Origin of the sequence: Butyrivibrio proteoclasticus P6B7 (assembly GCF_000622085.1) — a bacterium.
In the GTDB taxonomy this organism is placed as follows: Bacteria; Bacillota; Clostridia; order Lachnospirales; family Lachnospiraceae; genus Butyrivibrio; species Butyrivibrio proteoclasticus_A.
Genome location: NZ_JHWL01000005.1, coordinates 24,937 through 45,109 on the forward strand (window position 1 = coordinate 24,937; position 20,173 = coordinate 45,109).

The 20,173-nt window shown below is 42.2% G+C and carries 16 protein-coding genes; 1 reads left to right on the forward strand and 15 read right to left on the reverse strand.

The genetic code is table 11. The features are described 5' to 3' along the window. Positions 1–9: 9 nt before the first annotated feature. From scpB to T541_RS0106045, 13 genes are all read right to left on the reverse strand, one after another. Positions 10–579, reverse strand: coding sequence for an SMC-Scp complex subunit ScpB (scpB, locus tag T541_RS0105985; RefSeq protein WP_026651837.1), 570 nt, complete (start codon positions 577–579; stop codon positions 10–12). Between the two features lie 4 nt (positions 580–583). Further along, the gene (locus T541_RS0105990) at positions 584–1,333 is read right to left on the reverse strand and encodes a segregation and condensation protein A (protein WP_026651838.1); all 750 of its coding nucleotides are present in this window, start codon (positions 1,331–1,333) and stop codon (positions 584–586) included. Between the two features lie 2 nt (positions 1,334–1,335). Further along, positions 1,336–2,199 (reverse strand): metallophosphoesterase, encoded by an 864-nt coding sequence (locus T541_RS0105995; protein ID WP_026651839.1) that lies wholly within the window; start codon positions 2,197–2,199, stop codon positions 1,336–1,338. A 136-nt stretch (positions 2,200–2,335) separates the two neighbouring features. Continuing rightward, complete coding sequence (gene rpsU, locus T541_RS0106000) at positions 2,336–2,512, reverse strand: 30S ribosomal protein S21 (protein WP_013280615.1); 177 nt, start codon at positions 2,510–2,512, stop codon at positions 2,336–2,338. Positions 2,513–2,686: 174 nt separating this feature from the next. Then, entirely contained in the window at positions 2,687–5,341 is a 2,655-nt protein-coding gene (gene alaS / locus T541_RS0106005) for an alanine--tRNA ligase (RefSeq protein ID WP_026651840.1), read from the reverse strand. Between the two features lie 33 nt (positions 5,342–5,374). After that, entirely contained in the window at positions 5,375–6,784 is a 1,410-nt protein-coding gene (locus T541_RS0106010) for a glycine--tRNA ligase (protein WP_026651841.1), read from the reverse strand. 47 nt (positions 6,785–6,831) lie between these two features. Beyond that, positions 6,832–7,431: a hypothetical protein gene (locus T541_RS0106015; protein ID WP_026651842.1), complete on the reverse strand. Its 600-nt coding sequence runs from the start codon at positions 7,429–7,431 to the stop codon at positions 6,832–6,834. Positions 7,432–7,513: 82 nt separating this feature from the next. Continuing rightward, complete coding sequence (gene recO, locus T541_RS0106020) at positions 7,514–8,167, reverse strand: DNA repair protein RecO (protein WP_026651843.1); 654 nt, start codon at positions 8,165–8,167, stop codon at positions 7,514–7,516. Positions 8,168–8,181: 14 nt separating this feature from the next. Further along, positions 8,182–9,234: a GTPase Era gene (gene era, locus T541_RS21840; RefSeq protein ID WP_242840754.1), complete on the reverse strand. Its 1,053-nt coding sequence runs from the start codon at positions 9,232–9,234 to the stop codon at positions 8,182–8,184. Continuing rightward, positions 9,221–12,151 carry an insulinase family protein gene (locus T541_RS0106030; protein ID WP_026651846.1) on the reverse strand — a complete coding sequence of 977 codons (2,931 nt, stop codon included), beginning with the start codon at positions 12,149–12,151 and terminating at the stop codon, positions 9,221–9,223. The genes era and T541_RS0106030 overlap by 14 nt, the downstream gene beginning before the upstream one ends. Before the next feature lie 23 nt (positions 12,152–12,174). Further along, entirely contained in the window at positions 12,175–13,881 is a 1,707-nt protein-coding gene (locus T541_RS0106035; RefSeq protein WP_026651847.1) for a hypothetical protein, read from the reverse strand. A 37-nt stretch (positions 13,882–13,918) separates the two neighbouring features. Beyond that, complete coding sequence (locus tag T541_RS0106040; protein ID WP_026651848.1) at positions 13,919–14,656, reverse strand: YebC/PmpR family DNA-binding transcriptional regulator; 738 nt, start codon at positions 14,654–14,656, stop codon at positions 13,919–13,921. A gap of 30 nt (positions 14,657–14,686) precedes the next feature. Further along, on the reverse strand, positions 14,687–16,048 hold the full coding sequence (locus T541_RS0106045) for a hemolysin family protein (RefSeq protein WP_026651849.1): 1,362 nt from the start codon (positions 16,046–16,048) through the stop codon (positions 14,687–14,689). A 158-nt stretch (positions 16,049–16,206) separates the two neighbouring features. Here T541_RS0106045 and T541_RS18960 point away from each other — a divergent pair, with 158 nt between their 5' ends. Then, on the forward strand, positions 16,207–17,259 hold the full coding sequence (locus tag T541_RS18960; protein WP_034466276.1) for a hypothetical protein: 1,053 nt from the start codon (positions 16,207–16,209) through the stop codon (positions 17,257–17,259). Between the two features lie 99 nt (positions 17,260–17,358). Here T541_RS18960 and alr read toward each other — a convergent pair whose 3' ends face one another. Both alr and T541_RS0106060 read right to left on the reverse strand, forming a co-directional pair. Further along, a complete protein-coding gene (gene alr / locus T541_RS0106055) occupies positions 17,359–18,513 on the reverse strand; it encodes an alanine racemase (RefSeq protein WP_026651850.1) in 1,155 nt (384 codons plus the stop codon). Positions 18,514–18,536: 23 nt separating this feature from the next. Beyond that, entirely contained in the window at positions 18,537–20,093 is a 1,557-nt protein-coding gene (locus tag T541_RS0106060) for an NAD(P)H-hydrate dehydratase (protein WP_026651851.1), read from the reverse strand. Positions 20,094–20,173: the final 80 nt, after the last annotated feature.

The following is a 20,173-nucleotide window of genomic DNA, read 5'->3' on the forward strand; positions in this document are numbered from 1 at the left end:
ATTTTTTAATTAAATATCCAATTTCAAATTCACTTCTTCTTCGGCCTGAGCTTTAAACTCTTCAACCTGCACAGTTCCTATGGATGGAAGGTCTTCAAGGGACTTAACTCCAAAGCTTCTAAGAAACTCTTCAGTTGTTCCAAATAAAAGTGGTCTTCCTGGAGCATCAAGTCTTCCAAGCTCCTGAACCAGTCCAAACTCAACAAGCCTGTTAACAGCGTGATCAGAGTTAACACCTCTTATCTTCTCAACTTCAAGCCTTGTAATAGGCTGTTTGTAAGCAATGATAGAAAGAGTTTCCATAAGAGAATCAGTAAGTACAGCCTTCTTAGGAGCCTTGGCTATCTTAACAAGATACTCGTACATTTCCTTTCTGGTACAAAGCTGAACGGCCTTCTCGATCTCGATGATACCTATTCCGCTATCTTCCTTCTGGTATTTCTCTTTTAGATACTCCACATATTTCTTAACTTCTTTAACGTCAGTTTCCATTGCCTTGGAAAGAGCACTAAGCTCAACTGAGTCCCCCATTGTAAAAAGGATTGCTTCTACTACAGCAGCGCCTTCTTCGATTGTCATAATATCAACTTGCCTTTCTGGAAATAATTGTGATATCGCCAAAGGTTCCTTCCTGTTCAATCTCTATCTCGCCAAGCTTGATCTCCTCAAGCATAACAAGGAAGGTGACGATTATTTCTGTCTTACTATGCTGCTTTTCCAACAGCTGTCTAAAGCTAAATCTGCTATGCTCTCTAATATACGCCTTGATATATAAGGTCTTGGCGTCCATATCTATCTCTTCCTTCTGGATGTTACCGAATTTACTACGGATAGGATCCACCTTATCTTCCTGTCTCTTAAGAAGATCCTGGAAAATAGCATTGAGTTTGGTCAGGGTAGCATCTCCAATAAGTCCCTCAAGATCAAGTGGAGCTTCATAATCCCTTACTTCCTTAGGAATATTCTTACTCCTAAAATATGAAAGGTCAGCATCCATCTGCCTGTCCTTAAGCTCGTAAGCCATATACTTATACATCTTATATTCGAGGAGTTTCTCCACAAGCTCAGCTCTTGGATCCTCCTCTTCTCCATCCTCATTAACTTCTTTAGGAAGGAGCATCTTACACTTGATATCTATAAGTGTGGCGGCCATAACAAGAAATTCGCTGGTAACGTCCATATCAGCCTTCTCCATGGCTCTAATATATTCCATATACTGCTCAGTAACAGTAACAATAGGAATGTCATAGATATCAATCTGGTTCTTATCGATCAGATGCAACAAAAGATCCAACGGTCCTTCGAACACCTGAAGCTTAACTTCCAATGACATTTTTAACCCTCACAAACCCTTATAACATCAATCTCTCCTGGATTGAACATTCTAACATGAATCGTATGAGTACCAAGTCCTCTGCTAAGGATCATGGTGCGTCCATTCCTGACATACTTACCGCCATCATATCTTGGGAAAAGAGCCAGTGCTGGAGAAATAACACCTCCGATAAGAGGAAGTCTTACAATTCCTCCGTGAACATGACCTGATACTGTCAGATCTGCTCCCCACTTGGAATACTCTTTAAAATACTGAGGATTGTGGGCAATAAGTACCTGGAACATATTAGGATCAGCCTTTCCAATATGCTTCTCCAAATACTCACTATCCATTTTCTTCTTGATAACTTTTCTGAAATAATCAAGCTCAAGATCAAGACCTGTTATTCTGATATTCTCATTGCCAAGAAGAATGCTGTAGTTCTCAAGAACATTAACTCTTCCTCTAAGAAGCATACTCTTATATCTGTCAAAGAAATTACCAAACTCCTTAGTAAATTCCTTAGTCTTGGTCTCGTGATTACCATTTCCATAATATACAGGATATTTAGATGCAAGATTGGTTAAAAGATCTAAACCTGGCTTATAGTTAACCTTGCCCTCTTTCATCTGGCCTGTGAGCATATCACCAGCACAGAGGATAGCATCAGGCCTTATCTCATCGATACGGTCTATAAGCTTGTCATTATCATCTCCAAATACATATCCATGAAGATCTGATAAAAGAACAAAGGTATAATTACCCTTTATCTTGTTGGTCTTAACCTCATACTCCCTAACAACAAAGCTATGGGTATCATGATAGATTACAAAGCCGCTTATCACAGCCAGTATTATAATTGCGATAATAATATAGATCCACATACAAAACTTCTTCCCATTTATTTATAAGCACTCAAACATTTTAACACATGTAGTGTACCAAATGAATATTTTCTTAAACCAGATTTAAAGCAAAGAAAAAAGTCCCTGGAAAATCCAAGGACTTTTTTAATTTGATTTAGTTATATTTGCGCTTTCTTGCTGCTTCAGACTTCTTCTTGCGTCTTACGCTAGGCTTCTCGTAGTGCTCTCTCTTACGGATTTCCTGCTGGATACCAGCCTTTGCGCAACTTCTCTTAAAACGACGCAGTGCGCTATCCAAAGTCTCGTTTTCTTTTACTACTACTGTTGACATCTCTACTCTTACCCTCCCTTCAGTCCCTTCAAGTACATGACTGATTGGGTTATTTATTATGATTAGAACCTAAAGATTCACATAACATGAATAATTATATCATAAAAATTCAACCCGTCAAGCATATTTTTGTATAAATAGGACAAAAATTATCAAAATTTTTAATAAGTCTTATTAACCAATCTGTGATTTAAGTACTGTCTCAGCCTCAGCAATAGCATCTGCAATTCCTGCAGGGTTCTTACCACCAGCCTGAGCCATGTTAGGACGACCGCCGCCGCCTCCACCAACCTTAGGTGCAATTGCCTTAACGAGATTACCTGCGTGAGCTCCCTTAGCCATTGCTCCATCAGTTGCCATAGTAACAAGGTTAACCTTGCCATCAGCCTCAGAGATAAGTACTACTACTCCCTCTCCAAGCTTAGTCTTCATCTGGTCACCAAGATCACGAAGACCATTCATATCTACACCCTTAAGTGCTACAGCAAGAAGCTTAACTCCGTTAACATCCTTAACCTGATCTGTTACATCGCCAAGAGCTGCCTGAGCTTCCTTGCTCTTAAGAGATTCATTCTCGCTCTTAAGTGCCTTAAGCTCTTCCTGAAGCTTCTTGATGTGATCAACAAGATCTGCAGGTGTAGTCTTAAGTGTCTTAGCAGCCTCTGCAAGATTAGCCTCTGTGTTCTTGTAATAAGCTCTTGCGTTACTTCCTGTAAGAGCCTCGATACGACGAACACCAGCTGCTACGCCGCTCTCAGATACAATCTTGAAGATTCCGATGTGGCTTGTGTTAGCAACATGAGTACCACCACAAAGCTCTATTGAGAAATCTCCCATATTAACTACGCGAACTGTCTCGCCATATTTCTCACCAAAGAGAGCCATAGCGCCAGTCTTCTTAGCCTCTTCAATAGACATTTCCTTAGTAACTACTGGAAGTGCCTCTAAAATCTTAGCATTTACAATATCTTCAACCTTCTGAAGCTCCTCAGCAGTCATTGCCTGATGATAGCTAAAGTCAAATCTTGTCTTATCAGGATCCTGATATGAACCAGCCTGCTCAACGCTATCTCCAAGAACCTCCTGCAGTGCCTTCTGAAGAAGGTGAGTAGCTGAGTGGTTACGACAAGTCTTAGCTCTGTTCTCAGCATCTACATTAAGTGATACCTTATCAGAAGTCTTAAAGCTTCCGGATACAACCTTACCAACATGAGCTGTTCTTCCGCCTGCAACCTTTACAGTCTCAAGAACCTCAAATTTAGATCCGTTCTGTCCAAGGATCTCACCGATATCGCCAACCTGGCCACCCATTGTGCCATAGAAGGTAGTCTTATCTGTAATGATAGTACCCTGCTGACCCTCTGTAAGCTCATCAACAAGAGCCTCAGCTCCAGCCATTGCAACAATGCTGCCATCGCATCCAAGTGCATCATAGCCAAGGAATTCTACCTTAACAGACTCATCAAGACCATCAAATACGCCAGCGCCTGTTGTAAGGTTAGCTGAGAAGTTCTGATTATCTCTTGCCTTCTGCTTCTGCTCTTCCATAGCATCAGCAAAGCCCTTCTCGTCAACAGTAAAGCCTTCTTCCTCAGCAAGCTCTACTGTAAGCTCTACTGGGAATCCGAATGTATCATAAAGGAAGAATGCATCCTTACCTTCAATTTCCTTCTTGCCTGCAGCAGAAGTCTTATCAAGAATCTTCTTGAATTCCTTCATACCGTTCTCAAGAGTAGACTCGAAACGAACGATTTCTCTCTCAAGCTCAGTAAGAACAAATTTCTGGTTCTTGTTAAGATGCTCATAGCTCTCTTTATACTCATCAATGTATATCTTAGCTACGCCAAGGATCTGCTCTTTGTTAAGACCAAGAGTTCTAGCGTGTCTAACAGCACGACGGATAAGTCTTCTAAGAATATAACCAGCTCCTGTGTTAGATGGAAGAAGCTTAGCCTCATCACCAATAAGCATTACTGAAGTACGAGTGTGATCAGCAAGAATTCTCATTGATCTTGTTGTCTTCTCATCTGAGTCGTACTTGATTCCGCTTTCCTTCTCAATATAAGCGATTACTGGTGCATGAAGATCAATCTTGTATACATCATCAACGCCATTAAGGAAGGCAAGAATTCTCTCAAGTCCCCAACCAGTATCAACGTTCTTCTGAGTAAGAGGAGTAAGGCTACCATCATGGTGCTTCTCATACTGCATGAATACATCGTTACCGATCTCAGTGTACTTACCACAGTGACATCCAGGTCCGCAGTCTGGTCCGCAATCTGGAATATCCTTAACATAGAACATCTCACTATCAGGACCACATGGACCATATTCAAGTCCCCACCAGTTGTCCTCAGCTGGAAGGTAATAAATATTCTCTGGCTTAAATCCAGATTCGATACGATACTTAGCACCCTCTTCGTCTCTTGGTGCGTTCTCATCACCTGCAAATACAGTAGCTGCAAGGTGATCTGCGTCGAATCCAAAGAGCTGTGTTAAAAGCTCAAAGCTCCACTGGCAACGTTCCTTCTTGAAGTAATCGCCCAAAGACCAGCTACCCATCATCTCGAAGAAGGTACCATGGCTCTTGTCACCAACAGAATCAATATCGTTAGTACGTACACATCCCTGAACATTGCAAAGTCTTGTTCCAAGAGGATGCTTCTTACCAAGAAGGTAAGGCATAAGTGGCTGCATACCTGCAACGTTGAACATAACACCTGTAGATCCGTCAGATACAAGTGAAACTGCACCGCAATCTACGTGTCCACGATCTATATAGAACTGCTTCCAAGCCTTACGCAGCTCATTAGCTGTAAACTGTTTCATAAAACTCTCCTTTATATCTACCAAAGATTCCAATTACCACTCAAACTTCTCTGCAAAGTATGCATCAAGATCGCTGATAGCAATTCTCTCCTGCTCCATTGTATCTCTGTCTCTTACTGTAACCTTGCCATCTGTCTCAGAGTCAAAGTCATATGTTACGCAGAATGGAGTTCCGATCTCATCCTGTCTGCGATATCTCTTACCGATAGCTCCACGATCATCAAATTCGCAGTTGTAGTGCTTAGCAAGCTGAGCATAAATCTTCTCTGCACCTTCGTTAAGCTTCTTGGAAAGTGGAAGGATACCAATCTTAACAGGTGCAAGAGCTGGATGGAAATGAAGAACTGTACGCATATCTGGCTTCTCTTCAGTTCCGATATTCTCTTCATCATATGCTTCGCAAAGGAATGCAAGTGTTACACGGTCTGCACCAAGTGATGGCTCAACAACGTATGGAATGTACTTCTCATTAGTCTCATCATCAAAGTAATCCATAGACTGGCCAGATGTCTCCTGGTGTCTTGTAAGATCATAATCTGTTCTTGAAGCAATTCCCCAAAGCTCGCCCCAATCTGTGAATGGGAATGCATACTCAATATCTGTAGTGTGATCTGAATAGAAGGAAAGCTCCTCTGGATCGTGATCACGAAGTCTTAAGTTCTCTTCCTTGATTCCGAGGGAAAGAAGCCACTCGTAGCATGTCTTTCTCCAATACTCGAACCACTCTGTCTGTGTTCCAGGCTTGCAGAAGAACTCAAGCTCCATCTGCTCGAACTCTCTTGTACGGAATGTGAAGTTACCAGGTGTGATCTCGTTACGGAAGCTCTTACCGATCTGGCAGATACCAAATGGAACCTTCTTACGGGATGTACGCTGTACATTCTTGAAGTTAACGAAAATACCCTGTGCTGTCTCAGGACGAAGATATACTGTATCCTTAGCATCCTCAGTTACACCCTGGAATGTCTTGAACATAAGGTTGAACTCTCTGATGCCAGTGAAGTTGTGCTTACCGCATGATGGACATGGAACGTTGTTCTCCTTAATGAAGTTCTCCATCTCCTCATGAGACCAGCCATCAACTGAAGTCTCAAGCTTGATGCCGTTCTCAGCTGCAAAATCCTCGATGATCTTGTCAGCTCTGAATCTCTCATGACACTCCTTACAATCCATAAGAGGATCTGAGAATCCACCAAGGTGACCTGAAGCGATCCAAGTCTGAGGGTTCATAAGAATAGCGCAGTCAACGCCCACGTTGTATGGGTTCTCCTGAACAAATTTCTTCCACCAGGCCTTCTTAACGTTGTTCTTAAATTCAACGCCGAGATTACCATAATCCCAAGTATTGGCAAGACCTCCATAAATTTCTGAACCAGGATATACAAATCCTCTTGCCTTTGCCAGGGCTACAATTTTTTCCATTGATTTTGCGCTTGTTTCCATATTCCTCCATTCCTGCGATTACACGCACAAGAAATTATTTATAAATATTATTTTGAAAGAAGTAAAACCACAGTATCCGTAGTTGCATCCTGTAGTACAGCTTCCTTTTTACTAAGTAAAACAACACCTGCTGTCATATAGGCAACATCATATGGTGTTCTGATATTGGATCTGTCTGAGGTGATAACAATGTGATTATCATAGTATTCACTAAGATCACCCGCAAAAGCAGTTCCTGACTTATCTATAAGTCCCTCGATAGTGTATCCGCTGTCTATGGCTTCCTTAACAGTTCCATAAAACAGTGTCAGATGATTAAAATGAGCGTAGTCATAGGCGCTTTCATATTTCATCACAACCTTGACAGATCCGCTCTCCTCCAGCATTTCAGCTGACTCAAGAGTAACCTTTTCCTGAGTATATTCATTGTTATAAGTGGATATCTCCGTCAACGCCACATCTGAAAGCTCGTCAAGATCATAATAAGACTGGCCAAAGTCTTCATATATAGCATTAGTAACCTTACCATTCTTATCAATAGTAATATTGGTTACATCAGCTTTGCCAGATGCACATCCAGCAAGCATAGATAACATAACGGTTGCACAAAGAATACCCACACTTACATCATTTCGCCAAAAAACCATTTTCTCTCCCATCATAATTCAGAAAATAATTAAAGCTTTCTTTACGCAAACAAAGTAATTATATCCAAATAGTTTTTCTTTTTCAATACTCAAAGGTTTCAAGCATTTCAAGACTCTTTAACGGTTTATCAATAAATCTGTGCCTGAAAACCTTGCTTAATGCCATGAGTTCATTAAGAACACTGTCGCTTACAGAAAAGGTATAGAGCTTTTCCAGTGGAGTGTTGACTATGAAGTCCACAGCATATCTGGCAGAATCCGATAACTTAAGATCCTCTGGTATTCCGGGATACTCTCCCTCTGCCACCAGTGACCTTACCTCGAATATGCATCTCACAAGCCTGTTATCCAGGGATTCTTTTAAAAGAGCTTTGAGAGAAACGTACAAAAGGTTTAAAAGAAATACATCCTCGTTGTTCTCTCTGGTGTAGTAATTCACCAGCTCAAGAAAAAAGGTGCCGTAGCAGGCACCTTCCAAATCTTGTCTAAAGCCTTCGAAATAGTTATCTATATCTGCTTCTACAATAGTATAGGAATTTTTACCTACAAAAAGCTTGAATGTTCCAAAGCAAAAGGGCTCCACACAGCCTGAAAGCTTGGCGGCAGGTTTCCTGGCGCTTTTTGCAAAGGCTGTGATCTTGCCACGTTCTCTTGTAAAGATGGTGGCAACCCAGTCATAATCTCCCGAAGGAGAATGCTTTAGCACAATTCCTCTTACAGTTAGAATATCTTCCATAATAGGTGACCACTTTATTTATTCTTAGGATCAAAAACGTATCCAAAGTTCTTCATCTGCAGCTTGTCATCTCTCCAGTCTCTTCTGACCTTAACAAAGATCTGAAGATTAACCTTTACGCCAAGAAGGTTCTCAATATCCTTTCTGGCGCTGGATCCAATCTTTTTAAGCATGGATCCGCCCTTACCTATGACAATTCCCTTGTGAGAATCTCTTTCACAGATAATAGTGGCATCTATGTCCATGATACCCTCTGGATCATAAGCCTCTTCCGGTTGTGACAAATTGCCAAGCATCTCCTCAAGGGATGGATCAACAGGTGTTTCTACAACCTCTTTGCTCTTCTTAGGAGGATGGTAATGTCTCTTTTTCTTGGCAGGTTCTTTAACCTGAACCTGTCTCATCTTCATGGACTCGATGGTAACAGCGATTCCATGGGGAACCTCATCCTGTAAAAGGCGAAGAGCCTTCTCTCTTATAATCTCAGATACGATCTGTCTTTCCGGCTGATCAGTAAGGGTCTCTTCATCATAGAAGGGCTCTCCCACAGGAAGAAATTCCTTGATTGCAGCAAGTACCTGATCAATGTTAGTTCTTTTTAATGCTGCCACCTTAACCACTCTGGAAAAAGACATTTCGCTGGTATAGGCAGCCTCGAATTTATCAAGGTCCTCTTCTGAAACGGTGTCGATCTTGTTGATAACAAGAATGACCGGCTTCTTAATACCCTTAAGATCATCAATTATGCTCTTTTCCATGGTTCCAATATAGGTACTTGGTTCCACGAGCCAGAGTACCACATCCACCTCTTCCAAAGTACTCTTGGCAACCTTAGTCATGTACTCACCAAGCTTATTCTTGGATTCGTGAAGACCAGGGGTGTCAAGGAACACCATCTGGGAATCCTCATCTGTGTAAACAGTCATGATCCTGTTACGGGTGGTCTGAGGTTTACTGGAGGTTATGGCGATCTTCTGACCAATGAGCTGGTTCATCAGGGTTGACTTACCAACATTAGGTCTGCCGATCAAAGTTACAAATCCTGTTTTAAAATTATCTGTTAACAAGCTGTTTAACCTCATCAAATAGTTCTTTACACTCACCGATCTTATCAGCGGAGCCGATTACGCAAAGGCACTGGTCCTCCATAAATGCATCCACGTAGTTGGCAAGGCCTCTGATAGTCTCCTTGGTGGTTGATAATAGTTCATCTCTGTTTCTCTGGATGTTCTCCATCTTGGCGTTACAAAGATAAGCTGTAAGGCCATAGGTTCCTTTTCCAGAAGGAGTCTTAGGTGTATCCAGATCAGAGATTGCTCCGATTATATACTGAAGGATAACTCTGTCATCCTCATCAAAGTTTCTAAGGTATTCTGCTGCCTTTTCAAAGACCTCAATACTGTTCTTAAGATTAGGATCTCTGTAGGTAACAAAGGCTGCGTCGCCGTTCTTGGCGTAGCTACTCATACAGCCATAGGCGCCGCCCTGAACTCTTATGTACTTCCACAGGTAATCATAGCCCATCATAACCTTGAGAACGCGAAGGGATCCGGTATACTTAAGGCCCTTATTAGCGAAATTACCAGCTCTGCAGACATACTGAACCTGGCCAGCAGTCATGAAGGCTTCATTTCTCTTAACAGGCTTAGGTGCCATAGTGCCCTTCTTGTATGGAACAGTATAAAGAGCTTTGCTGAAAGCGATACTTTCCTTATCAACGCCCACAAACTCTTTCTCTGTACCTGTTATATCAACTAAAAGGTTCTCTGGTCTGAAGATTGCTTCACATAGCTCTTTTAACTTATCAGAGAAGGCCTTGGCTCCCTCATCTGTGGATATCTCTTCATAGACCTTCTCAAGGTGCTTAAGGTAAGAGATTCCGCTAACTCTGTCAGAAACAGTAGCCGCTGGAGAAATGTATGAGATGGCGCGAAGAGCTGCGCTCTGGTGTCCTGATGAAGCCATGTCGGACTGCAAGCGTGCAAGCTGCTCTCCAAAGATCTCTCTAAGTCTCTTTGGATCATCGAAGTGGCTCTTTGTAAGGATCTCCTGAACCAGTTCAAAGGCCTTTGACAGGTTGTCTCCAAGAACCTTAACGCTGACTTCAAAGGTGGTCTCAAACTTGCAGGTGTCCTCAGAGTCTGTATAGGTGCTGATGGCGCCGCTTATTCCACCGGTGTGAATGTTGATCTCGTTGTACAGGTCCTTATAGGAATAGTTGTCAGTGTTCAGCATTCCAAGAACCTTCTTAAGAGATGAAGCGTAGCTGATAAGCTCGTCATCAATGTTCTTCATGTCAAAGACGAAGGTCAGGTAGCAGATGCCGTTGGTGAAGATGTTGTGGAAAAGGATCTTAACCCCATCTGCCTCTCTGAGCTCATATACAAATTTCTCAGATTCCTTCTTCATGTCCTCAAGCTTAAGAAGAGGAATCTTCTTAAGATTCTCAGGATCATCCGGAGCATCCTGATATTCCTTAAGTTCTCTTGTATAATCAACTATTTTCTTGATTTCTTCCTTAGAAAGAGAATCCTTGTAAGCTTTAAGTTTAGTTCTAAGCTCTTCGTCCTTCTTGCCTGTAAGACCTGGCTTAGGCTCAAGCAAAAGAACTGTTGAATGATTGTTATTAAGAAGATACTTCTCAATAAGATCCTCGAAATAACGGCCCTCTGCTTCTTTCTTAAGCTCAGCAAAGGTTTCATTGGCCTCCACATTGATCCATGGGCTCATGTCGTCGTAAAGCCAGCTGTCAAGGACCTGAAGTCCGTACAGCAGACCCTTTGGATATCTTCCAAAGTCAGCCTCTCTGTACTTAAACTCGTCGTAGTTAAGACCTGCTAAAAGAGATCTCTTATCTATGCCATTTGCAACCTGCTCCTTAAGAACCTCTGTGATGGTCTCAACGAAGGCTTCCTTCTGATCAGCATCTGCATTCTTGGCGATGATGGAGAAGGTAGGCTGCTTGATACCATTGTCGTACTCGCTGTAAACCTCCTGGCCGATTCCCTTGTCAATGAGAGCCTTCTTAATAGGAGCTCCTGGTGCTGAGCAAAGGGCGTAGTCCAGAATGTCAAAGGCCACGTAGACCTTTCTATCAAGGGTTGAGCCAACGCTCCAGTTATAGGAAAGGTAGGTATTCTTATCAACTGCCTCATCATCCATAATTGGATAATCCTTATGGATCTCTTTTCTCTCAGAGAAAGGAGCCTGAGGCTCAATGTCAGAATCCACCTTGAGATAGTCGTATTTGGAAAGGTACATCTTGTCGATGTAATCCAGCTTCTCAGCCATGTCCATGTCGCCATAAAGATAGATATAGCTGTTGGATGGATGGTAGTACTTCCTATGGAAATCAAGGTATTCCTCGTATGTAAGATCTGTTATAAAGTCAGGATCTCCGCCGGATTCAAAGCCATAGGTGTTATCAGGATAAAGAGAGCTTGAGATTTCCCTTGAGAGCACGTCATCAGCAGATGAAAAGGCGCCTTTCATCTCGTTATATACAACACCATTGATGGTAAGGTCTGAGTTCTCATCCTCCATCTCGTAGTGCCAGCCCTCCTGGCTGAAAATCTTATCTGTCTTGTAGATATTTGGGTAAAAGACTGCATCGAGATAAACATGCATAAGATTCTGGAAATCTGTATCGTTACAGCTTGCAATAGGATATACAGTCTTATCTGGAAAAGTCATGGCGTTAATGAATGTGTTAAGAGAGCCCTTTACGAGTTCTACAAAAGGATCCTTAACAGGGAATTCCTTAGAACCGCAAAGAACTGTGTGCTCAATGATGTGGGCAACACCTGTTGAATCCTTAGGTGGTGTCCTAAAGCCTATTGCAAAGACTTTATTGTCATCATCATTGGATAAAAGAGCTATCCTAGCCTTGGTCTTTTTGTGGCTTAGGATATAGCTTTCAGAATTGAGGTCGTCAATTCTTCTCTTTTCTAATATTTCATAGGCTGAAAGATCTTCAATTTTCATATTGTCATCCTTATATTTTGGTATCATATATCAAAATCATCGCCTGGTCTAAAGGCAATGTCAAAATCATCTTTACGGGAGATGGTCTTAGGAGGGTTCTTAGGACGTCTGTCCTTATCTGCTCTGTTTCTTTCAAGAGCGATCTTCCCCTTAAATTCTGGCATCTTCATTCTGCTTGGTGCCTCATTTGGAGTACCATCATCGTCATCCTCTGGGAGGATCATTCCAACAGGCACAAACCTGGTGGTGTTCTGTGTCACTGGCTCTGGAACTGGCTGTGGTGCTACTGGCTCACTAAGTTGCTCAGTGATAGCAGGCTCTGATACAGGAGTTGATGCTACTGACTCAGGCTTAACCACCTCTGCGATTCCATCGACAGCTGGCTCTGCTGCAGAAACACTTTCAGTCTCATTCTCAGACTGTGACTCAGTCTCAGCTACAATCTCATCTTCGCTTTGAGTCTCGCCCTCTAAAGCTTCTCTCATGGTCTCCTCAGACTCATATCCTGGGAAGGTAATGAGATTAACGCCGCAGGCAAGAATAAATGCATAGTAGATGGTAACCATAAGCTGGTCATTCATTCTGGTCTTACCCATAAATGGAATGGCAGTAAACACAAACAAGAAGGATAAAAGCCATGGAGATACTCTCTCAAGCTTTCTGTTCTTCCAAAATCCCACAATAACACTGCCCATAGCAAGAACAGTGATAAGGTATATAAGCTTGTAATTGGTATTAATCCAGAACATGCTAAACACGTTCACATTTTTAAAGAAGTAAGAAAACCAATTTCCAAAGGAAGTCAGGGCCAGAGCTGCGCCCTTTTCCTGAATAATAAATGCTGCAAAGCTTACTACTGCGCCCAAAAGCACAAATAAAAGTCTTTTAACTTCCTCAGATGCCTTGAGATTAGCAAAGAAAAGCTGTGCAACAAGAAGTGGTAAAACTGCTATAAAGGTGCCTGGATCCACATAGGTCATAAATCCAACCATAGCGCCCACAAGCAGATACCAAACTATCCACAACTTGGATACATAGTGTTTATCTATAGCTCTTTTTAAATAAATCGAGATTATAAGCATCTCTAAGCCAAACATGGCAAAGAAAAGTGTATCAGTACTTAACATAAATGCTCTTAAGCCATCATAAAAAATTGGCATAAAAGCTGTGTAAGCAGCAAACACCAGGGATGCAGAATATCCCAAAAGTTTCTTAACAGCCAGGGCTGAACATAATATGAAGATCAAAAACAGGCCTATCTCAAAGAAAAAGGCTACTGTAGTCTTATTACCTGTAAAAAGAAGTATTACCCTAAGGATACTTGTGTAACAAACAGAAAGCAGATCATGACTGGACATAGAGCCACTTCCAATCATGGCATCTTCATATAGAAATGAGTTAAAGGCTGGCTCGATAGAACCATTTACTAAGATTGCCCTTTGGTAGGCGCCACCAATAAGTATCAGCGCAAGAAGAACATAGTAAAGAATACTGAAAACAGGCTTTTTCTTAAGTTCCTGAACCTTGATAAAATCACACACTCTGCCAAGGGCAAAGGTGATGACAGAAACTATCAAAAGCCCTAACACTGTAAAGATCACACTATAAAGAAAATTATTACGAGACGGAAAAAGTCCTATAAAGAAACTAGAACTTACTACCATAACAACATCAAATATCAGGAATATTACCCAAATACATACTGCTGGCCATTTTCGTTTTAGATTCATTAAAGGACTCCCCCAGTCATGTAATAATGTCTTTTAATTATTCTTCAGGCTCATCCCAGTTGTGATATACAGCCTGAACATCATCATCCTCATCAAGAAGATCTAAAATTCTCTGGATATACTTTACTGTCTCTGGATCAGTTACAGAAACGTAGTTCTGAGGAATCATTGTAACCTCAGCAGAAGCTGTCTCAACGTTTTCCTTAGAAAGAGCTTCTACTACAGCCTGGAAATTCTCAGGAGTTGTGAGGATCTCGTAGCTGTCATCTTCCTCGTTGAAGTCATCAGCGCCAGCATCAAGAACCATCATCATAAGGTCATCAGCTGAAAGCTTGCACTCTTCCTTGTCGATAAGGATCTGACCCTTCTTATCGAACATATATGATACACATCCAGGAGTTCCTACGTTACCATTGCCCTTTGTGAATGCACTCTTAACGTTAGAAGCTGTTCTGTTCTGGTTGTCTGTAAGTGCCTCAACAATGATAGCTGTTCCGCCAGGACCATATCCTTCGTATGTAATGCTCTTGTAATCAACTGCTCCGTCTGCACCAGAAGCCTTCTTGATACCACGCTCGATAGTATCGTTAGGCATGTTGTTAGCCTTAGCCTTTGCAATAACCTGAGCAAGCTTGAAGTTATTAGAAGGATCTGCACCACCTTCCTTAACTGCAACTGCGATCTCTCTACCAATTACAGTAAAGATTTTTCCTTTTGCAGCATCATTTTTTTCTTTTTTGTGCTTGATGTTTGCAAATTTTGAATGTCCTGACATAAAAAACTTCCTTTCTAAATTCAGTAAAACTTATTTTGCTATTTCTAATTCGTTGTCCTTATCCTCGGTCTCTTCTTCCGGGAGCTTGGTCATAAGCACGCTCTCGATCATATGATTCTTAACGGAAAGGATCTTGAAACTATAGCCACTAACTGTTGTGGTGAAATCCACATCCTCTTCTGGTATCCTGTCAAGTTTGGAGATAAGATAACCATTAAGAGTTTCAAACTCACTCTCCTCAAAAGAAATATCGAATTTCTTCTCAAGGATCTCTATAGGAGTCATTCCATCCACTGTGTACTCCATCGGGTTCTTAGTGGACTTGATGAAGTTCTCATCCTCGTCGTACTCATCCAGAATACTTCCTACAATCTCCTCTAAGATATCCTCCATGGATACAAGTCCCGCTGTCTGTCCGTACTCATCAATTACGATAACCATCTGAGTCTTGGAGGACTGCATGCTATGGAAAAGAGAGTCAATATTACGGGTCTCAGGCACGAACTTAGGGTGACGAAGAAGTCCCTTGATCTTACGGATAGGAAGCTCCTCATCCGTCTTAAGCGACAATTTCTTCATGGCGTCCCTGATGTGCATGATACCGATGATATGATCAATATCATCTAAATAGACCGGGAATCTGCTATTGTTGGTGTTCATCATGAAATCCACAGCCTCTTTAAGAGTCATGTTGGCGTCGATGGCCACCATAGCATTTCTATTGGTCATGATATCCTGTGCTTCCTTATCGGAAAACTCAAAGATATTAGAAATCATATCCGCTTCAGCTTCCTGAAGCACGCCCTGCTCCTGTCCCTCAGAAACCATGGACTTGATCTCCTCTTCAGTTACATCTGAAGGAGTATCATCATCTCTTACTCCAACCAGATATAAAAGAGTATTAGAGATAACATCAATGATCCAGACAACCGGATAAACAACAAGTCTTAAGATCTTGACCGGATAAAAGCATACATATGCCCAGGGTTCAGGCTTCCTAAGTGCAAGCCTTCTAGGTATAAGAACTCCGAAGATCATAACCACAAGGATAAGAACAAACCACACCAATACCGTAAGCAGGATATATGGTGCCTCGCCCACTCCATATCCAAGGAGCCTACCGAAAAACTCAGTAAACTTACCAGCTGAAAAAGCACCAAGAAGCATATTAAGAAGAATGGTAACAAACTGCATAGACTTAATATGCATGGAATCATCAGATAAAAGAGCTAATAGCCCCTTGCTGATGCTATCCTTACCCTCTTCACTTTTCTTCTCGATCTCATCCTCTTTGATATGTAAAAGAGCTACTCCGAATCCGTGGATAAATACATCGATCAAAATAACCACGAATAACAGTAAAATACTGACAGAAGGCAAGCCTTCGTCCATAATTGTCCCTCCTAAAGCTATGACATGAAGTCAAAATAAACACAAAATATCAAATTACACTATAACATATTTTGTGTTGTCGTACTACTATTTTTCATATAAAATGACCTAGTGGGGATTAAAGCAGAAGATTTTCTGCCGGATTGGGAGAGACGTGAATGATTTCATTACTATCTATGGTTGTTAATACCGTTATCAGTGCTTTTTTGTATGTCGTTAAAGCTTTTTTCTCCATGCTTACATGGTTTATCAGGCAGTTTTTCAAGGTTCTTAAGTATTTCTATGTGCTACTGCCGGTAACTGCGGTGGTTTTCGTACTACTCCTTGTTCTGGATGTGGTAGTTCTTTTTACAGGAACTGATGCGCCAGTCAGAATGCCGGCAAGCATCTCAAAGTCACTACCTCAGATGCCTAAGGACTCTCCAGTCCCAGGCGAAATGTTCGATAATCCCGATGTTCAAAAGCAAACTCAGGAACTCCTTGATACAGCCAAGGACAGCACCGCTTCTCTTTTCAAGCAGCTAACCCTTTGGTGGACCAGTGTCCTTGCAGGTTCCAGAGGATCTTTAGCATATATCCTTCTGATTATCCTTACAATTATCATGTTCGTTCCTGTTATGGCAGTTCTTTTATCAATCTCTGCCTTTGTTTCCTATGGTCACATCCTGTTCTTTGGAATCTGTGCCGATGCGGTTATCTACCTGGTTAGAGCCGTGCTGGGCCAGACCTTTAAGGATCAGGTTACAGACAGATATTACAAGCTCTTTAAGGATGCAGGTAAGAGGCACCAGGAAAAGAACTATGAAAAGTGGCTAAAGGAAAAGAACGAGGAAATAAGGGATGACCGTAGAAGCGAGAAAAGGCGCAGGGCTGCCACATTCTACGATGATGAGTATGATGATCCTGAGTATGATGATCCTGAGTATGACGATGAATACGATGATTATGATCCTGATGAAGACTATGAGGATTATGACCGCATAGAAGAAGATATTGACGAATACGAGAAATATGAGGATGAAGACTTTGAGGACGACTACGATGCTCCAAAGAGCTCCTTTGATTTCTTCGCAGGCTGTAATTCAAGAGAAAGCGTTGATAAGAAGTATAAATCTCTTGTAAAGCTCTATCATCCTGATAATATGGACGGTGACACCGCAGCACTTCAAGAGATAAACGTCCAGTACGATGCTGCTAAAAAGAGATTCTAGTAAATGTAAATCTAAATAAATATTATCCAATAAGATCAAATACCCTTCACGTTGGTGATGAACTATCACTTAACATGAAGGGTATTATTATTTGTTATCTTATACAAAAACTCGTGGTACTCTCTTATTGATATCGCAGGTAAGCTCGTAGTTAAAGCGTCCGCTAAGGTCTCCTAAAAGCTCTGCTGTTATCTCTTCCCCTGAAGTCTTATCCTTGCCAAGAAGGATTACTTCATCTCCCTCAGAAGCTTTTGGAATGTCTGTTACATCCACCATGAACTGATCCATGCAGACTCTTCCAAGAATTGGCGCTCTGTGTCCCTTAATGAGAACGTAGCCCTTGTTGGAAAGGCTTCTTGGATAGCCATCGCCATAGCCCACTGGAATTGTGGCTATTCTTGTTGGCCTTTCAGTTACAAAGGTTCCGCCATAGCTGACTTCACAGCCAACTGGGACCTCTTTTATCATTACAACGTGGCTGATAAGCTCCATTGTAGGCTTAAGCTTGATGATATCTCTGCTAACCTCATCTGAAGGCCACATACCGTACATGGTTACGCCGGCTCTCACCATATCCATTGAAGACTCCGGTACAGAGATGATGCTGGCGCTGTTAGCACAATGTCTAAGCTCAATCTTCCTGCCGGTTTCCTCTTCAAGTCTATCCACAAATGCAGCAAATATCTGCTCCTTACTCTTAACATTGGTAAGGTCCTCTTCATCTGCCCTGGCAAAGTGGGTGAAGATTCCCTCAAGATGGAGATTCTCTGCCTTATATAGCTCTTTTACAAAAGAGATTCCGTTATCGTCTGGAGTAACTCCAATTCGGCTCATGCCTGTATCTACCGCCACATGAACGCTTGGTGCCTCCTTGATCTTACCTGCCTTAAGGAGTCTTTCTGCGCATTCATCAAGCTCTTTGACCATATCAAGTCTAAAGACTGTAGGTCTGATGCCCTCAGAAAGCATTCTCTCATGGGCATAAGGGAAGGTGTAGCCAAGAACCAGGATAGGCTTCTCCATGCCTGCATCCCTAAGTTCAAAGGCCTCCTCTGCTGTGGCTGTGGCATAGCCCCAAATATAGTCGATGCCCTCCAGCATCTTAGCAATTCCCACTGCGCCGTGACCGTAGGCATCTGTCTTAATGACAGCCATGATGCGATCGCAGGCTGGTATATTCTTTTTCATGGATTCAAGGTTGAACTTGATAGCAGCAAGGTCAATCTTGGCACAAACTCTTGAATACTCTAACATTTCAGTTCATTTCCTTACTTAACTTATATCAAAATATCTGAAAGCTCATAAATAATGTCTGAGGCAATCATGGACTGCTTGGAAAGCCTGTCGCTGGCTCTGTCACCTGCAAAGCCGTGAACATAGCAGCCAAGGGACGCAATCTCAAAGGAAGATCTGTCAAAAACAAGCATTGCTCCCAGGATTCCAGCAAGGACATCGCCGCTTCCTGCGGTGGCCATTCCGTCGTTGCCGCTCATATTAATATATATCTTTTTGCTGTTGCTGTCAACAACTATGCTCCTGGCATCCTTACAGACGACCGTCAGATGGAGCTTATCTGCAAGAAGCTTGGGATATTCTAAAATGTGGCGCTTGCAGTCGGCAATATCAGACTTATAGAGCCTTGCAAACTCGCCTAAATGAGGCGTTATGATGGCCTTCTTGTTGCCCCTTGCATACTCTGTTAAAAGAGCTGTCAGCTCCTCACTACCAGCAATAAGATTAAGGGCGTCTGCATCAATCACCAGGTCTTTATCATAGGAGGCTAGGACCTCTTTGACAATCTCAAAGGCTCTTACGCTGGTGCCAAGTCCAGGACCAAGTACTGCTCCCGTGGACCATTTAAAGGCATCCAAAAGCTTCTCATTAACAGGCTCAAAGTCCTGATAGGTCTCCACCATAGCCTCTGGTAAAAGAGTCTTAATTGGAGTTTCATTCTCAGCTGCCGTAAAGACCTTAACCATGCCGGCTCCGGATTTAAGACAGGCGCTGGCGCAAAGAACTGCTGCCCCGCTAATCTCTTTAGAACCTGCGATTATCAGCACTTTACCGTTAGTACCCTTGTTGCCATCAGGCTTTCTTTTAGGAAGTAGCTCTTTTACCTCCTCATCGTAGTAGAAGGCTCCGGGAGTCTTACCAAGAAAGCTCTCCTCTGTAATTCCTGCATCGGAAATCGTGAGCTTTCCTGTGTATTCGCAGCCAGGATAAAGAAGGTGTCCTATCTTGGCTTGATTGAAGGTCACGGTTTCATCTGCCTTGACGGCAACCTGGCATACTTCTCCACTATCAGAATGAATTCCTGATGGGATATCCACAGAAACTACGTAAATATCCTCAGCTCTTTGTTCCTTGCAGCCATTTATGTACTCAACTGCACTTCTGTAATCTCCGGCCACAGGTCTTGATAAGCCTATTCCGAATAATGCATCTACAATGATATCCCATTCAGCAGGGGATTTGTTGTCTCTTATATTGGAAAAAGTGTCGGTGGTAATGCCGTACTTCTCTGCAATCTTAAGCTGGGTAAGGGTAAGGTCGCTGATCCTTGCATAGTCGCCGATAAGACACAATGTCACAGTTACGCCTCTTTGCTTAAGGAGCCTTGCTACGCACACACCATCGCCTCCGTTATTGCCAACACCGGCAAAGACCAAGGCTTTATATTTCCTATCCACGCCCCTGTTCTCAATATGCTCCATGATCCTGTGGGTAACTCCAAGAGAAGCCCTCTCCATAAGGATCTTGGTGTCCACTCCGAAATGCTCAGAGGTATTGCGGTCATAGGTTTTCATCTCACCAGCTGTAACAGCATATTTCATACAAATGCCCCCATTTCATGCAAACTACAACTACTAAATTAAATGGTAAAAAACAAAGGAAAAGGCGTTACTAAAAGGGT

Coding starts and splice junctions, on each gene's coding strand:
- T541_RS0106015 (WP_026651842.1), bottom strand. CDS start 7,431: ATGGTTTTTTGGCGAAATGATGTAAGTGTGGGTATTCTTTGTGCAACC.
- T541_RS18960 (WP_034466276.1), top strand. CDS start 16,207: ATGATTTCATTACTATCTATGGTTGTTAATACCGTTATCAGTGCTTTT.
- recO (WP_026651843.1), bottom strand. CDS start 8,167: ATGGAAGATATTCTAACTGTAAGAGGAATTGTGCTAAAGCATTCTCCT.
- rpsU (WP_013280615.1), bottom strand. CDS start 2,512: ATGTCAACAGTAGTAGTAAAAGAAAACGAGACTTTGGATAGCGCACTG.
- alaS (WP_026651840.1), bottom strand. CDS start 5,341: ATGAAACAGTTTACAGCTAATGAGCTGCGTAAGGCTTGGAAGCAGTTC.
- T541_RS0106045 (WP_026651849.1), bottom strand. CDS start 16,048: ATGGACGAAGGCTTGCCTTCTGTCAGTATTTTACTGTTATTCGTGGTT.
- scpB (WP_026651837.1), bottom strand. CDS start 579: ATGACAATCGAAGAAGGCGCTGCTGTAGTAGAAGCAATCCTTTTTACA.
- T541_RS0106040 (WP_026651848.1), bottom strand. CDS start 14,656: ATGTCAGGACATTCAAAATTTGCAAACATCAAGCACAAAAAAGAAAAA.
- T541_RS0105990 (WP_026651838.1), bottom strand. CDS start 1,333: ATGTCATTGGAAGTTAAGCTTCAGGTGTTCGAAGGACCGTTGGATCTT.
- T541_RS0106060 (WP_026651851.1), bottom strand. CDS start 20,093: ATGAAATATGCTGTTACAGCTGGTGAGATGAAAACCTATGACCGCAAT.
- T541_RS0105995 (WP_026651839.1), bottom strand. CDS start 2,199: ATGTGGATCTATATTATTATCGCAATTATAATACTGGCTGTGATAAGC.
- T541_RS0106030 (WP_026651846.1), bottom strand. CDS start 12,151: ATGAAAATTGAAGATCTTTCAGCCTATGAAATATTAGAAAAGAGAAGA.
- T541_RS0106010 (WP_026651841.1), bottom strand. CDS start 6,784: ATGGAAACAAGCGCAAAATCAATGGAAAAAATTGTAGCCCTGGCAAAG.
- alr (WP_026651850.1), bottom strand. CDS start 18,513: ATGTTAGAGTATTCAAGAGTTTGTGCCAAGATTGACCTTGCTGCTATC.
- T541_RS0106035 (WP_026651847.1), bottom strand. CDS start 13,881: ATGAATCTAAAACGAAAATGGCCAGCAGTATGTATTTGGGTAATATTC.